The sequence below is a fragment of the Streptomyces sp. NPDC058469 genome (assembly GCF_042721125.1).
Classification (GTDB): domain Bacteria; phylum Actinomycetota; class Actinomycetes; order Streptomycetales; family Streptomycetaceae; genus Streptomyces.
Genome location: NZ_JBHXME010000110.1, coordinates 21,638 through 36,828, shown reverse-complemented (window position 1 = coordinate 36,828; position 15,191 = coordinate 21,638). Strand labels below are relative to the sequence as shown.

Genomic DNA, 15,191 nt, shown 5'->3' with positions numbered 1-15,191 from the left:
GGGGCCAGGGGGCCCCCCCGGGGGCCCCCCCGGGCCCCCATGGCGCGCCTGACGGCTTGTTCCTGCAAGGTGGGCATCCCCCGCGGGGGGCCCCCCCCCCGGTGGTCCCGTCGGGGGCCCCCCCGTCGCCGGCCTGGGCCGGTGCTGGCTCGTCGTGGACGCGATGTGTCAGCGGTCTTCTTCAGGAGCGCTTGCAGCAGGAGCGGAGGTCAGCCGCTCCGACTCGTCCTGTATCTCAGCGGCGATCTTCTTGAGTTCCGGCTCGAACTTGCGGCCGTGGTGGGCGCAGAAGAGCAGTTCTCCGCCGCTCAGCAGGACGACGCGCAGGTATGCCTGGGCGCCGCAGCGGTCGCAGCGATCGGCGGCCGTCAGTGGGCTCGCGGGGGTCAGAACAGTAGTCACGTCGCCTCTTCTCTAGCTCGACGAGCTGTCGTACCAGGGTCAACATCCAACCAGCCCGAAAACGTTCCCGCTCGTGAGCTTTTCCTCGGAAAATTCTTCCGGGGCGGCTGTCTGCTGCCGGTTGGCGGCGAATGTGCCGTATTGCGTGTCTATGTGTCTGTACGGGTTCGCGCTGTGGGATCAGGGTCGGGTCCACCCGGCTGGGTTGCCGGTTGTTCATGAGGACGTGCCCGGAGCCTAAATGGTTCATGCCCCGAAGGGAACGTGATATGTACTTCACTCCATCGAGGGATCGAACAGGCATACGACCCTGGACTAGTGTGAGGAGGAGACGAGGGTGGCGTTACAACGGCTCTACCAGGCCTCGGTACCCTCTGAGCGGCAACCGAAGCCGGGCCCTTACCCAAAAGGGCCTCATCTGAAATTCAGCGAGGAGCGAACCGCGTGACCGCCGAAACGTCCGTGCCGTCGACAGCGCTGCTGGCAGGAGCAGACCGGGACGGTTCCAACTACACCGCGCGGCACCTGCTCGTCCTCGAGGGGCTCGAGGCCGTACGCAAGCGCCCGGGTATGTACATCGGGTCGACCGACAGCCGTGGCCTGATGCACTGTCTGTGGGAGATCATCGACAACTCCGTGGACGAGGCACTCGGGGGCTACTGCGACCACATCGAGGTGATCCTGCACGACGACGCCTCGGTGGAGGTCCGGGACAACGGCCGGGGTATCCCGGTCGACGTCGAGCCCAAGACCGGCCTCTCCGGTGTCGAGGTCGTCATGACCAAGCTGCACGCCGGCGGCAAGTTCGGCGGCGGCTCGTACGCCGCCTCCGGTGGTCTGCACGGCGTGGGCGCCTCCGTGGTGAACGCCCTGTCCGCGCGGCTGGACGTCGAGGTGGACCGCAGCGGCAACACCCACGCCATCAGTTTCCGGCGGGGTGTGCCGGGCTCCTTCGCGGCCGTCGGTCCGGACGCCAAGTTCGAGCCCGGTGGCCTGCGCAAGGCCAAGCGGATTCCCAAGACCCGCACCGGCACGCGCGTGCGCTACTGGGCCGACCGCCAGATCTTCCTCAAGGACGCCAAGCTCTCCCTGGACCACCTGCACCAGCGGGCCCGGCAGACCGCGTTCCTGGTGCCCGGGCTGACCATCGTCGTCCGCGACGAGTACGGCCTCGGCGAGGGCGGCAGCAAGGGAGAGGAGTCCTTCCGCTTCGACGGCGGCATCAGCGAGTTCTGCGAGTACCTGGCGAGCGACAAGCCGGTCTGCGACGTACTGCGCCTGTCGGGCCAGGGCATCTTCAAGGAGACGGTGCCCGTCCTGGACGACCACGGCCAGATGACGCCCACCGAGGTCACGCGCGAACTCGGCGTCGACATCGCGATGCGCTGGGGGACCGGTTACGACACGACCTTCAGGTCCTACGTGAACATCATCGCCACCCCCAAGGGCGGCACCCACGTCGCTGGCTTCGAGCAGGCCGTCGTCAAGACGATGAACGAGGTGGCGCGCGCCAAGAAGCTGCTGCGCGTCGCCGAGGACGACGTCGTCAAGGACGACGCCCTGGAGGGCCTCACCGCGGTCGTCACCGTCCGGCTCGCCGAACCGCAGTTCGAGGGCCAGACCAAGGAGGTGCTCGGTACGTCGGCGGCCCGACGTATCGTCGCCAACGTGGTCGCCAAGGAGCTCAAGGACTTCCTGACCTCGACGAAGCGTGACGCGGCGGCCCAGGCCCGTGTGGTCATGGAGAAGGCGGTCGCCGCCGCACGCACGCGTATCGCGGCCCGGCAGCACAAGGACGCGCAGCGCCGCAAGACGGCCCTGGAGTCCTCCTCGCTGCCCGCCAAGCTCGCCGACTGCCGCAGCGACGACGTGGAGCGCAGTGAGCTGTTCATCGTCGAGGGAGACTCCGCGCTCGGTACGGCCAAGCTCGCCCGGAACTCCGAGTTCCAGGCGCTGCTGCCGATCCGCGGCAAGATCCTCAACGTCCAGAAGTCGTCCGTCACCGACATGCTGAAGAACGTCGAGTGCGGGGCGATCATCCAGGTCATAGGAGCGGGATCGGGCCGCACCTTCGACATCGACGCGGCCCGCTACGGCAAGATCATCATGATGACCGACGCCGATGTGGACGGCTCCCACATCCGGTGTCTGCTCCTGACCCTGTTCCAGCGCTACATGCGGCCCATGGTCGAGGCCGGCCGGGTGTTCGCCGCGGTGCCGCCGCTGCACCGCGTCGAACTCGTCCAGCCCAAGAAGGGCCAGGACAAGTACGTCTACACGTACTCGGACCGTGAGCTGCGCGAGAAGCTCCTGGAGTTCCAGAGCAAGGGCGTCCGGTACAAGGACTCCATCCAGCGCTACAAGGGTCTCGGCGAGATGGACGCCGACCAGCTGGCGGAGACGACGATGGACCCCCGCCACCGCACCCTGCGCCGGATCAACCTCTCCGACCTGGACGCGGCCGAGCAGGTCTTCGATCTGCTGATGGGCAACGATGTGGCACCGCGCAAGGAGTTCATCTCCAGCTCGGCCGCGACGCTGGACCGGTCGCGGATCGACGCCTGACCGTCCCGCCGGGCCCAGGTCTGACCTGGGCCCGGACTCGGGTCCGACCTGGTCCCCGCGAGGCGGCTCGGAGGCCTGGACCCGGGCCCGGCGCGATCGCGCCGTTCCTGGCATGGACCCGGCACCGCGGGTCGACTCCACCCGTGGGTGGAGGTCGGGGCGGTCCGGGGATCCACCCACGATCCACCCTGGCGCCGATCTGCTGACCTGCGAATTTCCGTAGCGTCGAAGGCGTCGGCAGCGCTCGCCGCCGACATCCTCTTCCGCTCACGGAGGCTCTGATGTCCGGGCTGGTCAACGCGTTGGTGATCGTGGCCGTCGTCGCGGTGGTGATCGTGCGGCAGTTCCGCGCCCGTCGGATCGACACCGACCGGCGCTGGTGGCTCCTCCCCGTGATCCTCGCCGTCGTGGCGCTGCGCGAGCCCGGCGTACTCGACGCGCACCACCACACCGAGTCGGCCCTCCTGCTCGCCGTCGAGCTGGTCATCGGGCTGGCCACCGGAGCCGGCTGGGCCTGGACCACACGCCTGTGGGTCGAGACGGACGGTTCCGTGTGGAGCAAGAGCACCAAGGCGAGCGGGGGCGTCTGGATCGTCGGCATAGCCCTGCGCGTCGGCCTCGTCGCCCTGGGCGCGTTGATCGGTGTGCACCAGAACAGCTCGGCCCTGATGCTCGGTCTCGCGGCAACGCTGCTGGTCCGCGCCGGGGTCCTGACCTGGCGGGCCCAGTCCTTCACCGGGGCGGCGGGATCGGCCCCGGCGTACGGTTCCGGCATGGCGCGGCCCGCCCGGAAGGAGCGCGTGTGACGGAGAACGCCTGGACGCGCTGGCCCTCGCGGGAGGCGCTGGGCCGAGAGGGAGTCTCACGGCCCCGGCGGGTGCTCGCCTGGGCCGTCCGGCTGCTGGTGATCGGCATGCTGCTCGGAGGCGCCTTCACCGACAGCCACATCCGCGGCTGGGCCCTGGCCGGCGGCGTGGCAGGGATCCTGGTGGCCGCGGTCCTCGGCTGGGCCTTCTGGCGCACCACCCTCGCCCACAGACTCTGGCCGTCTGTGGGGCTCATCGCCGCGCTCCTCGGGATCGCGATCCTGGGACAGGCCGTCGGTTTCACGGTCCCGGCCCTCGTCATCTGGTGCGGTTGTGCGGTCAGTTCGCTGGAGCGGCTGCCCATCTCGGTCGCCGTGCCCGTGACATCGGTGTCCCTCGCGGTCTTCGCCGCGGTCAACAACGACGTATGGCTGACCACCGCGGTCACCACGGCCGGGCTGGCCCTCGCCGGATACACGCTCCGCCTCGACGCCGAGGCCCGGGGCAACGCCCAGCGGCTGCTCACCCAGGAACGCATGGCACGTACGGCCGAGGCGGAGTCCGCCGCGCTGGCGGAACGGGCCCGTATCGCCCGGGAGATCCACGACGTACTGGCCCACAGCCTCTCGGCCCAGCTCGTGCACCTGGAGGCGGCCAGGCTGCTGATCGAGAGGGGCGCCGACCGGGAGACGATCCTGGAACGGGTCGTGGCGGCCCGGGGGATGGCCCGCGACGGCCTTGTGGAGACCCGGCAGGCCCTGTCCGCGCTGCGCGGCGAGATGAGCCCGCTGGAGGACTTCCTGGTCGAGATCGTCGGTACTACCGGCCGTGCCGAGGTCACCGTTACGGGTGACCGGAGGCAGCTGCCCGCCGAGGCCTCGCAGGCCGTGCGCCGGGTCGCCCAGGAGGCCCTGACGAACGTCCGCAAGCACGCTCCGGGCGCCAAGGTGCTGCTCACGCTGGACTACGGCGAGCGCGAAGTGACGCTGGACGTACGGGACTCGGGCGGCTCGCCGGGCGAACTCACCGGGGCGGGAGGTGGATACGGTCTGCTGGGCATGCGGGAACGCGCCGAGTTGCTGGGCGGTTCGCTGCGGGCCGGGCCGGACGAGGAGGGATTCGTGGTGACGCTGAAGGTGCCTGCATGACGGATGAGGCCGTGAGGAAACCCGCGCGGGTCGTGGTCGCGGACGACCAGACCGTCGTACGGGAAGGCATCGTGATGCTGCTGGGGCTGCTGCCCGGGATCGAGGTCGTAGGCGCCGCCTGCGACGGGGACGAGGCGGTGCGGCTCGTCGCCGAACTCGCCCCGGACGTCGTCCTGATGGACCTGCGCATGCCGCGCTGCGACGGTGTCGAGGCGACCCGGCAGATCCGTGCGGAGCATCCCGGGACGCAGGTCGTGGTGCTCACGACGTTCGCGGACGACGCGTCGCTGTTCCCGGCGCTGCGCGCGGGGGCGCGTGGCTATCTCACCAAGGACGCGGGCGGCGACGAGATCGTACGGGCCGTGGAGAGCGTGCTGTCGGGGGACGCGGGGCTGTCGCCGAGCATCCAACGGCGGTTGCTGGAGCGCCTGTCGGAGCCCGAGCCGGAGCCGCAGGCGGGGCCCGCCGAGCCGCCGGACGGGCTCACCGCGCGGGAGACCGAGGTGCTGCTGCTGATCGCCGAGGGCCTGACCAATCAGGAGATCGCCCGCACGCTGCATGTCTCCACGGCGACGGTGAAGACCCACATCAACAACCTGTTCGCCAAGACGGGGCTCAAGGACCGTGCGCAGGCGGTGCGTTACGCCTACGGCAAGGGACTGGTGCGGCCACCAGCGGGTTGAGTCACCTGATGGGGTGAAGACAGCGGAGAAGAAGAGTCGGGGATCTTCCCGTTCTGTCCATCCTTGGGCATGCAGTCAAGCGACGGTCGTCCCCGCGGTGGCGGGAGTGGTCACGAGAGTCCGGCCGAGAACCACGAAGGTCATGACCTGACCCCCGCCGAGGCAACCGGAAAGGTGAGGTACCACGACCCTTGGTACGACGCACTCGCGTCCGGCTGGGGCGAGTCGGACGGCACGGGTGCGCCCGCCCCCGAAGTGCCGTCCGCCCGCAGGGAGGACGAGGGACGGGCGCTGCGCACCGCGGACGTGTATCTCGAGGTGCAGCGCAGCGCGGCCTTCCAGGAGGTGCGCAGCCGGTATCTGAGGTTCGTGGTGCCGGCGGTGGCCATGTTCTTCGCCTGGTACGTGGCGTACGTGGTGACCGCGACGACCGCGCCCGGGCTGATGGCCCGGCCCGTGGCGGGAGCTGTGAACGTGGGGATGGTGGCGGGGCTCGGCCAGTTCGTCACCACCTTCCTGCTCACTTGGGCGTACGCCCGGCACGCGCGGCTGCGCAGGGACCGGGCCGCGCTCGAACTGCGGTGGGACACGCAGGAACTGACGCGTGGTGTGCGAGGCGGTGTTTCGTGACCGGCAATCATCAGACGCTGGCGTTGCTGCTGTTCAGCGGCTTCGTCGCCGTCACCCTGGGGATCACGACCTGGGTGAGCCGCAACCGGCACGGTTCGGCGGAGGAGTTCTACGCGGGCGGCCGGCTCTTCTCTCCGATGGAGAATGGTTTTGCCATCGCGGGCGACTACATGTCGGCCGCCTCCTTCCTCGGCGTCACCGGCCTCATCGCGCTGTACGGCTACGACGGCATGCTGTACGTGGTGGGCTTCTTCGTCGCCTGGATCGTGGTGCTGCTCCTGGTCGCCGAACTGGTCCGCAACTGCGGGCGGTTCACGCTCGCCGACGTGGTCGCCGCGCGGATGAGCGAGCGGCCGGTGCGGATCGCGGCGGGAACTTCCTCGGTCACCGTGTCCGTTCTGTATCTGGTGGCACAGATGGTGGGCGCGGGCAGCCTGGTGTCGCTGCTGCTGGGCGGGACGAGCACGGCCGCGCGGGTGTGGACCGTCATCGGCGTCGGCGCGCTCATGGTCATCTACGTGTCGTTGGGAGGGATGCGGGCCACCACCTGGATCCAGATCGTGAAGGCGGTCCTGCTGCTCAGCACCACCGTCGCGCTGACGGTGCTGGTCCTGCTGCGCTTCCACGGGAACGTCGACCAGTTGCTGCTCAGCGCGGCCGATCGCAGCGGTCACGGCCTGGCGTTCCTCGCGCCGGGGCTCAAGTACGGCGGGGACTGGACCGCGCGGTTCGACTTCATCAGCCTGGGCCTGGCGCTCGTCCTGGGCACGGCGGGTCTGCCGCACATCCTGTCCCGCTTCTACACCGTGCCGACCGCGCGGGCCGCGCGCCGTTCGGTGATCTGGTCGATCGGGCTCGTCGGCGGCTTCTATCTGATGACCATCGTCCTCGGCTTCGCAGCGGCCGCGATCGTCGGACCGGAAGCCATGCGGAAGTCGAACGCCGCCGGGAACACGGCGGTCCCGCTGCTGGCGCTCGACCTGGGCGGCGCCAACTCCACCGGCGGGACCGTCCTGTTCGCGATCGTCGCCGCCGTGGCCTTCGCCACGATCCTCGCGGTGGTCGCCGGGATCACACTGGCCTCCTCGGCATCCGTGGCCCACGACCTGTACGCGTCACTGCGCCGCCCGCGCGCCAAGCCGTACAGCGAGGTGGCGGTGGCGCGGACGGCGGCTGTCGGCATCGGTGTGGTCGCGATCGCGCTGGGCCTGCTCGCCAGGGACCTCAACGTCGCCTTCCTGGTGGGCCTCGCCTTCGCCGTCGCCGCCTCCGCGAACCTTCCGGTGCTGCTCTACTCGCTGTTCTGGCGCGGCTTCACGACCCGCGGCGCCGTGTGGGCCGTATACGGCGGACTGATCCCCGCGCTCGGGCTCGTGCTGCTGTCGCCGGTCGTGTCGGGCAGTCCCGATTCGCTGTTCCCGGGCGTCGACTTCCAGTTCTTCCCGCTGCAGAACCCCGGCCTCGTCTCGATCCCGCTGGGCTTCCTGGCCGGCTGGCTCGGCACGGTCACCTCGACGGAGGTCCCGGACGAGGCCAAGCACGCGGAGACCGAGGTACGGGCACTGACGGGGGCGGGGGCCGTGTAGCCGGGGGCGCCCGCCGTCGCCGCAACGGGCGCCTCGCCGTCGTACGGCCCCGGTTTGGCCGTCGTACGGCTTCGGCGGGCGCCAGTGTGCCGTGCCACGCGCGGCTGCGCGGTTGCCGCGTGGCTACGGCGCCACCCAGGCGTAGCGGTGTTCCGGGCGACCCGTGTCGCCGTACTTGAGGGAGAGGCGGAGGCGGCCGGCCTGTTCCAGGTGGCGGAGGTAGCGCTGGGCGGTCGATCGGCTCAGGCCGGTCTCGGCGGCTACCTCGTGGGCCGAGAGCGGGTGGCCGGCGCTGTGCAGGACGCCGCAGATCAGGTCGGTGGTCGGTTCCGAATGGCCGCTGGGCAGGCCGGGGGAGGCCGGCACGGTCGTCGTGCGCAGGGCGCCGAAGATGCGGTCGACCTGTTCCTGGCCGGCGATGCCGCGGCCGCCGACGCGGTCGACGGTGCGACGCAGAGCGGCGTACGAGTCGAGGCGGGTGCGCAGTGCGGCGAAGGTGAACGGCTTGACCAGGTAGTGCAGGGCGCCGAGGCGCATCGCCCGCTGCACGGTCGTCACATCGCTGGCCGCCGTGATCATGATGACGTCGGTCGTGTGGCCCTGTTGCCGCATGCGGTGGACGAGTTCGAGACCCGTCTGGTCGGGCAGATAGTGGTCGAGCAGTACCAGGTCGATCGTCCCGCGTTCCACGGTGGCCAGCGCCTGGGCGGCGCTGTGCGCGCGGGCGGCGACCCGGAAGCCGGGAACCTTTCCCACGTACTTGGCGTTGATCTCGGCGACGCGGAAGTCGTCGTCCACGACCATGACGTCAATCATTGGGCCTCTTTCCTCAAGGCCAGGCGAGCGTTAAGCCCGTGTTTCGGCTCCGCAGTTGTAGCGCGAGCAAAACGAGCACAACAGGCTCTTGCGAGCAAAAGAACGGCTTGCGCCCAGAAGACTGCTGCTGTGGTCCGCGCCACATCTACGGTCCCGCCCATGAGCGCAGACACCAGCCCCGCCATCGAGCTGCGGGGCGCGAGCAAGACCTTCAGGACCCCGTCCGGGGGTCTGCACACGGCCGTCAAGGGGCTTGATCTCACGGTCGGACGTGGCGAGTTCGTGGCGGTCGTCGGCCCCACGGGCTGCGGCAAGTCGACCACGCTGACCCTCGTCAGCGGGCTGGAAGAGCCCTCCGAGGGCGATGTGCTGGTGGCCGGGGAGCCGGTCTCCGGCGTCGGCGACAAGGTCGGCTTCGTCTTCCAGCAGGACGCCACCTTCCCCTGGCGCACGGTGCTGTCCAACGTCATGGCGGGCCCGCGCTTCCGCGGCGTACCGAAGGCCGAGGCGAAGGCGAAGGCGCGTGACTGGCTGGCACGGGTCGGGCTCTCCGCCTTCGAGGACCGCTATCCGCACCAGCTCTCCGGCGGTATGCGCAAGCGCGTCGCGCTCGCCGCGACCTTCGTCAACGACCCCGCGATCCTGCTGATGGACGAGCCGTTCTCGGCGCTCGACGTGCAGACCAGGGCCCTGATGTCGGACGAACTCCTGGAGCTGTGGGAGGGCACCGGTACCTCGGTCGTCTTCGTCACCCACGACCTGGAGGAGTCCATCGCGCTGGCCGACAGGGTCGTCGTGATGACCGCAGGCCCGGCCACCGTGAAGCAGGTCTTCGACATCGACCTGCCGCGGCCCCGCAAGGTCGAATCCGTGCGCCTGGAGCCGCGGTTCATCGAGATCTACCGCGAGATCTGGGAGTCCCTCGGCGAAGAGGTCCGCATCACGCGCGAGAGGAGTGCGGCCAATGTCGCCTGACGTCATGCCCGAGGACAAGGTCGTACGGACCGTGACCGAGCCCGGCACCAAGACGGACCGCGCGCATTCACGCGCGCGTGCCGCCCGTAAACGCAGAGTCGGCGTCGGGGCGGCCCGGGTGCTGCTCCTGGTCGCCGTTCTCGGCCTCTGGGAATGGCTCTCCCGGGCCAAGGCCATCGATCCGTTCAACTTCTCGATGCCCTCGAAGATCTGGGACCAGATCTACACCTGGGTGATGCACGGGACCGCGCTCGGTTCCCTGGGCGAGCAGATCTGGGCCACGCTGCAGGAGGCGCTGATCGGCTGGGTCATCGGTGTGATCGCCGGTGTCGTGTTCGGTATCACGCTCGGGCGGATCACCTTGCTCGCCGACATATTTGGTCCATACATCAAGGTGCTCAACTCCATACCCAGGATCGTCCTCGCCCCGATCTTCGTGATCTGGTTCGGACTCGGACCGGCCTCCAAGGTCGCGTCGGCCGTCGTGCTCGTCTTCTTCCCGGTGTTCTTCAACGCCTTCCAGGGCGCCCGCGAGGTCGACCGCAACCTGGTCGCCAACGCCCGCATCCTCGGCGCCAGCGACCGCAGGGTGACCCTCCAGGTGGTCATCCCGTCCGCCACCTCCTGGATCTTCACCAGCCTCCACGTCAGCTTCGGCTTCGCCCTCATCGGCGCGATCGTCGGCGAGTACATCGGCGCCACCAAGGGCATCGGCCTGCTCGTCGCGCAGTCCCAGGGCACCTTCAACGCGGCCGGTGTGTACGCCGCGATGGTGATCCTCGCGGTCGTCGCCCTCGTCGCCGAAGGGCTCCTCACCTTCGCCGAGAACCGCATCTTCCGCTGGAAGCCGTCGGGTTCCGACAGCTGAACGACCCCTGACGGCACGCCTGTCGAACCCGTCGTAGAACACGCCTTCCGAACCCGTCGTAGAGCGCACCTCCGCTCCGCCGAAGGCACCTCCTCCCCGCACCGCACCCTCACAAGGACGTGAACCGCCATGCGCAAGACCGCCAGATACGCAGCCCTGGCCGCCTCGGGCCTGCTCGCCCTCTCCTCGCTCACCGCCTGTGCCAACGACGCGGCCAGCACCGCCTCCACCGGCTCCGGCAGCAAGGGCGACGGCAAGGGCGAGAAGGTCAAGATCATGGTCGGTGGCCTGGACAAGGTCATCTACCTGCCCGCGATGCTCACCCAGCGGCTCGGCTACTTCGACGCCGAGGGCCTCGACGTGGAGCTGCTGAGCGAACCGGCCGGCGTCCAGGCCGAGACCGCGCTCGTCTCCGGGCAGGTCCAGGGAGCCGTCGGCTTCTACGACCACACGCTCGACCTGCAGGTCAAGGGCAAGTCGGTCGAGTCCGTGGTGCAGTTCTCGCAGGCGCCCGGCGAGGTGGAGGTCGTCTCCACCAAGGCGGCGGGGAAGGTCAAGTCGGCCAAGGACTTCAAGGGCAAGAAGCTCGGCGTGACCGGCCTCGGCTCCTCCACCGACTTCCTCACCAAGTACCTCGCCGTCAAGAACGGCGTCAACGTCAGTGAGTTCAGCCCGGTCGCCGTGGGCGCGGGACCGACCTTCGTCGCTGCGCTCCAACAGGGCTCCATAGACGCCGGTATGACGACCGACCCGACCGTCGCCACGATCCTCGACAAGAAGGCCGGCAAGATCCTCGTCGACATGCGGACGCCCGAGGGCTCGCAGGCGGCGCTCGGTGGGCCGTACCCCTCGTCAAGTCTGTACATGCAGACGGACTGGGTGAACAGCCACAAGTCCACTGTGCAGAAGATGGTCAATGCATTTGTCAAGACGCTCAAGTGGATGTCCACCCACAGCGCGACCGAGATCGCCGACAAGATGCCCGCCGACTACTCCCAGGGCAACAAGTCCCTCTACGCCACCGCGATCAAGAGCACGCTGCCGATGTTCACCAAGGACGGCGTGATGCCGACGAACGGCCCGGAGACGGTCGAGAAGGTGCTCAAGGCGTTCAACCCCACCATCAAGAACGCCGATGTGGACCTCGACAAGACATACACGACCGAGTTCGTGAAGAACGCGACAGGCTGACAGCCGTGCGGTCCGCATCCGTATAGGGGGAAGGGGTACGGCCCCTTCCCCCGCCCCCACAGGCCGTGCCCTCAGGCGCGGGTCGCCCACACGTAACGGTGTTCCGGGCGGCCCGCGTCGCCGTATTTGAGCGTCAGCCTGGCCCGTCCGGTGCGCTCCAGGAGCTTCAGATAGCGCTGGGCGGTCTGCCGGCTCACCCCGGTGCGGTCGGCGATCTCCTGTGCGGACAGGGGGCCTTCGGCGTTCATCAGGGACTGGCGCACGAGTTCCGCCGTGGTGGGGGAGTGCCCTTTGGGCAGCCCGGGCTCCGAGGGCGCCGACAGGGCGCCGAAGATGCGGTCCACCTCGGCCTGTTCCGCCTCGCCGCCGCCGTCGAGCGTGCGGCGCAGTTCCGCGTACGCCTCCAGCTTGGCCCGCAGGCCCGCGAAGGCGAACGGTTTGACCAGGTACTGCAGCGCGCCCTGCCGCATCGCCGCCTGCACGGTCGTCACGTCCCGGGCCGCCGTCACCATGATCACGTCCGTCTGGTGGCCGCGCCGGCGCATCTCCTGGACGACCGCCAGGCCCGTCTCGTCGGGCAGGTAGTGGTCCAGGAGGACCAGGTCGAGGCGGGGCAGCGTCTCCAACTGGCGCAGCGCCTCAGCCGCGTTGTGAGCCTCGCCGGCCACGTGGAAGCCCGGCACCTTCTCCACGTAGGCCGCGTTGACCTGCGCGACCCGGGTGTCGTCGTCCACGACCAGAACCTCGATCATCGCGACTCCTCCTTGGTGGTCTCCCCGGGGGCCGTGAGAGCGGGTTCCAGGTCCGGCTCGGTCAGCGCCTCGGGCAGGACGACCACGAACTCCGCGCCCCCGCCGAACGCCTCCGTCACCACCGCGCTGCCGCCCTGCCGTTCAGCGAGCCGACGTACCAAGGAGAGGCCGATTCCGCGCTTGCCGTGGGCCGGGGGCTTCTTCGTGGACCATCCCTCGGTGAAGACCAACTCCCGTTGTTCCTCCGGGATTCCGGGCCCCGTGTCGCGCACCCGGAGCACGGCCGTACGCCCCTCCGTCCGCAATTCGACCTCCACGCGTGCGTGCGGTGTGCCCGCGACGGCGTCGAGCGCGTTGTCCACCAGGTTGCCGACGACCGTGACCAGCCCGCGCGGGTCGATCAACCGGTCGGGCAGCCAGGTCCGGTCGGAGATCCACAGGGCGACGGCCCGCTCGGCCGCGACGGTCGCCTTGCCCACCAACAGGGCGGCGAGCAGCGGGTCCTGGATCTTCTCCGTGACCTGTTCGGCGGTGGCCCGGTGATCGCCGACCACCTCGCCGACGAAGTCCACGGCGTCGTCGTACATCTCCAGTTCGAGCAGCCCCAGCAGGGTGTGCATGCGGTTGGCGTGCTCGTGGTCCTGGGCGCGCAGGGCGTCGATCAGGCCGTGCGTCGAGTCGAGTTCCCGGCCGAGCTGCTCCAGCTCGGTGCGGTCCCGCAGGGTGGCGACGGCGCCGCCGTCGTCGGTGGGCATGCGGTTGGTGACCAGGACCCGCTGGCCGCGGACGGCGAGCAGGTCGGTGCCGGTCACCCGGCCGGCCAGGACATCGGTCGTACGGCCCTCACCGAGCGCCTCGTCCAGGGAGCGGCCGACCGCCTCGTCGCCGATGCCCAGCAGGCGCCGCGCCTCGTCGTTCAGGAGCCGTATGCGGCCGGTGCGGTCCAGGGCGACGACGCCCTCCCGGATGCCGTGCAGCATCGCCTCGCGCTCCGAGAGCAGCGCCGAGATGTCCGAGAAGGCCAGGTCCCGGGTCTGCCGCTGGACCCTCCGGGAGATCAGCCAGGCCGCCAGCGCGCCGACGGCGAGAGCGCCCCCGGCGTACGCCAGCAGCCCCGGGATCGCGCTGATCAGCTGCGCGCGGACACTGTCGTACTTGATGCCCACCGAGACGGCCCCGATGATCGTGCCGTCGGCGTCGCGCATGGGCACCTTGCCGCGCGCCGAGCGGCCCAGGGTGCCCTTGTCGATCTCCTTGACCTCCTGACCGGCCAGGGGCTGGCCGGGAGAGGTCGAGACGAAGCGGCCGATCTCGCTCGGAGTGGTGTGCGACCACCGCATGCCCCGCCAGTCCATCACCACGACGTACTCGGCCTTGGTGGCCTTCCGGATCCGCTCGGCCTCCTTCTGCACCGGCCCGTCCACGCTCGGGGGAGTGCTCTGGACGTCCTTGATGATCTGCGGCTGCTGCGCGGTGGTCTGGGCGATGGCCAGGGCGCGGTTCATCGCCTCCTGGTCCAGCTGTTTGCTCAGCGGCGCGAGGAACAGCCCGGTCGCCAGGACCGCGACTCCCGCGGCGATCGCCAGCTGCATCAGCAGTACCTGCGAGAACACCCGCCGCGGCAGCCCGAGGCGACGGCGGCGTGCGGGGGGTGCGGGGCTCATACCCCTGACGGTACGTGGAGGGGCGGGGTCCGCCCCAGGGGTGTGGCGTGGATCTCTTGACCAATTCTTGGGGAAACCGGCCTCCAGTAGAGGGCGATTTCCTGACGAAGGCGGTCGGGTGGCCCGGTGTCGGGCGGGTCAGCCCGCCAGTGCCGTCGTCAGCTCGCGCACCGCCATCACGTCCATCCGCGCCGGTGCGCCGAGGACCGACGCCCCGCAGCTCTCCGGGCGGGGCGGAAGCGACGCACCCTGGGCGACGATCACGCGCCAGTGGCGTCCGTCGGTGTGCGCGACGGTCACCTCCCAGCGCGGTGCGGCGCCGTCCGTCCGTACGATGCTCAGGGCGTCCATCGCGTACTCGCCCGTCGCCGTCCGCACGGCCAGCTCCGCCGCCTGTCCGGGCCGTTCCCAGGCCGAAGCACCCCGGCAGCCCTCGACGACCACGCGGCCCTCCTGGACGCCCTGGAGGATCTCCTTGATGCCGTGCGCCTGGACCCGCCCGTACGCGTAGCCGTACGGCAGGACGAGCACCGTCGGCGAGAAGCGGTGACCGCCCAGATGGGTGACCTCCCAGGCGCCCTCGACCCCGGAGGCGGCCAGTTCGGCCGCGAGGGGACGGCCCAGGAGCGCGCAGCAGCGGTCACGCTTGCCGTTGGTGCAGACGAGCGCGAGCGGATCACCGGTGTGGGCCCGCCCGCCGAGCGCCGAGCCGAACGAGCGGGGATCACCCGCGCCGAGGGCGGCGAAGTCGAGGGCGAGCAGTTGCCGCGGGTCCTCGGTCATGGCGCTGTGCAGCCACACGTTTCCGGGAACGGTGTGGGCCGCGTACACATGGCGCACCGGCGACGCCGCGGGGTCGGCGTGCCGCCCGGGGCGGCGGATGAGCGCGATCCGTACGCCGGTGTTCGCGGCGGCCGCTTCCAGGGCACGGCCGAGCGCGGGGTCCAGGTGGCTCGAAGTGAGCGCTTTGGCACCCCAAGGACCGGGCTGTTCCAGCAGCAGCCACGTCGTCGCCGTGGCCGCGGTTCCGGAAATGGGCTCGTCGAGGTCCCGAGAGACGGTCGCGCACGTACTCACAGAGGTGAGCCTAACCTGACTTGGCCCA

At 69.9% G+C, this 15,191-nt stretch carries 14 protein-coding genes; 9 read left to right on the top strand and 5 right to left on the bottom strand.

Annotation, left to right across the window (positions count from 1 at the left end):
* Positions 1-168: 168 nt before the first annotated feature.
* On the bottom strand, positions 169-402 hold the full coding sequence (locus tag ACFWP5_RS35425) for a hypothetical protein (protein WP_033283991.1): 234 nt from the start codon (positions 400-402) through the stop codon (positions 169-171).
* Positions 403-846: 444 nt separating this feature from the next.
* On the opposite strand from ACFWP5_RS35425, the gene ACFWP5_RS35420 reads away from it, so the two are divergent.
* From ACFWP5_RS35420 to ACFWP5_RS35395, 6 genes are all read left to right on the top strand, one after another.
* Complete coding sequence (locus ACFWP5_RS35420; protein WP_384166209.1) at positions 847-2,967, top strand: type IIA DNA topoisomerase subunit B; 2,121 nt, start codon at positions 847-849, stop codon at positions 2,965-2,967.
* Between the two features lie 281 nt (positions 2,968-3,248).
* The gene (locus ACFWP5_RS35415) at positions 3,249-3,773 is read left to right on the top strand and encodes a DUF1453 domain-containing protein (RefSeq protein WP_384166206.1); all 525 of its coding nucleotides are present in this window, start codon (positions 3,249-3,251) and stop codon (positions 3,771-3,773) included.
* Complete coding sequence (locus tag ACFWP5_RS35410; RefSeq protein ID WP_384166203.1) at positions 3,770-4,921, top strand: sensor histidine kinase; 1,152 nt, start codon at positions 3,770-3,772, stop codon at positions 4,919-4,921. Before ACFWP5_RS35415 ends, ACFWP5_RS35410 begins: the two co-directional genes overlap by 4 nt.
* Positions 4,918-5,604, top strand: coding sequence for a response regulator (locus ACFWP5_RS35405; RefSeq protein WP_384166200.1), 687 nt, complete (start codon positions 4,918-4,920; stop codon positions 5,602-5,604). Before ACFWP5_RS35410 ends, ACFWP5_RS35405 begins: the two co-directional genes overlap by 4 nt.
* 69 nt (positions 5,605-5,673) lie before the next feature.
* Entirely contained in the window at positions 5,674-6,234 is a 561-nt protein-coding gene (locus ACFWP5_RS35400; protein WP_384166197.1) for a DUF485 domain-containing protein, read from the top strand.
* Complete coding sequence (locus tag ACFWP5_RS35395; RefSeq protein WP_384166194.1) at positions 6,231-7,820, top strand: cation acetate symporter; 1,590 nt, start codon at positions 6,231-6,233, stop codon at positions 7,818-7,820. The genes ACFWP5_RS35400 and ACFWP5_RS35395 overlap by 4 nt, the downstream gene beginning before the upstream one ends.
* A 123-nt stretch (positions 7,821-7,943) precedes the next feature.
* On the opposite strand, the gene ACFWP5_RS35390 is transcribed toward ACFWP5_RS35395, so the two are convergent.
* Positions 7,944-8,636 carry a response regulator gene (locus ACFWP5_RS35390; RefSeq protein ID WP_384166191.1) on the bottom strand — a complete coding sequence of 231 codons (693 nt, stop codon included), beginning with the start codon at positions 8,634-8,636 and terminating at the stop codon, positions 7,944-7,946.
* Positions 8,637-8,795: 159 nt separating this feature from the next.
* Between ACFWP5_RS35390 and ACFWP5_RS35385 the strand changes: the two genes are divergently transcribed.
* From ACFWP5_RS35385 to ACFWP5_RS35375, 3 genes are all read left to right on the top strand, one after another.
* Entirely contained in the window at positions 8,796-9,611 is an 816-nt protein-coding gene (locus ACFWP5_RS35385; RefSeq protein WP_384166188.1) for an ABC transporter ATP-binding protein, read from the top strand.
* Complete coding sequence (locus ACFWP5_RS35380) at positions 9,601-10,479, top strand: ABC transporter permease (protein ID WP_384166185.1); 879 nt, start codon at positions 9,601-9,603, stop codon at positions 10,477-10,479. Before ACFWP5_RS35385 ends, ACFWP5_RS35380 begins: the two co-directional genes overlap by 11 nt.
* Before the next feature lie 129 nt (positions 10,480-10,608).
* Positions 10,609-11,670, top strand: coding sequence for an ABC transporter substrate-binding protein (locus ACFWP5_RS35375; protein ID WP_384166182.1), 1,062 nt, complete (start codon positions 10,609-10,611; stop codon positions 11,668-11,670).
* Between the two features lie 71 nt (positions 11,671-11,741).
* On the opposite strand, the gene ACFWP5_RS35370 is transcribed toward ACFWP5_RS35375, so the two are convergent.
* The 3 genes from ACFWP5_RS35370 to ACFWP5_RS35360 all read right to left on the bottom strand — a co-directional run bounded on the left by ACFWP5_RS35370 (position 11,742) and on the right by ACFWP5_RS35360 (position 15,163).
* Positions 11,742-12,422 carry a response regulator gene (locus tag ACFWP5_RS35370; protein WP_366436401.1) on the bottom strand — a complete coding sequence of 227 codons (681 nt, stop codon included), beginning with the start codon at positions 12,420-12,422 and terminating at the stop codon, positions 11,742-11,744.
* Positions 12,419-14,086 (bottom strand): ATP-binding protein, encoded by a 1,668-nt coding sequence (locus ACFWP5_RS35365; protein WP_384166179.1) that lies wholly within the window; start codon positions 14,084-14,086, stop codon positions 12,419-12,421. Before ACFWP5_RS35365 ends, ACFWP5_RS35370 begins: the two co-directional genes overlap by 4 nt.
* A gap of 138 nt (positions 14,087-14,224) precedes the next feature.
* On the bottom strand, positions 14,225-15,163 hold the full coding sequence (locus ACFWP5_RS35360; protein WP_384166176.1) for a sucrase ferredoxin: 939 nt from the start codon (positions 15,161-15,163) through the stop codon (positions 14,225-14,227).
* Between the last annotated feature and the right edge of the window lie 28 nt (positions 15,164-15,191).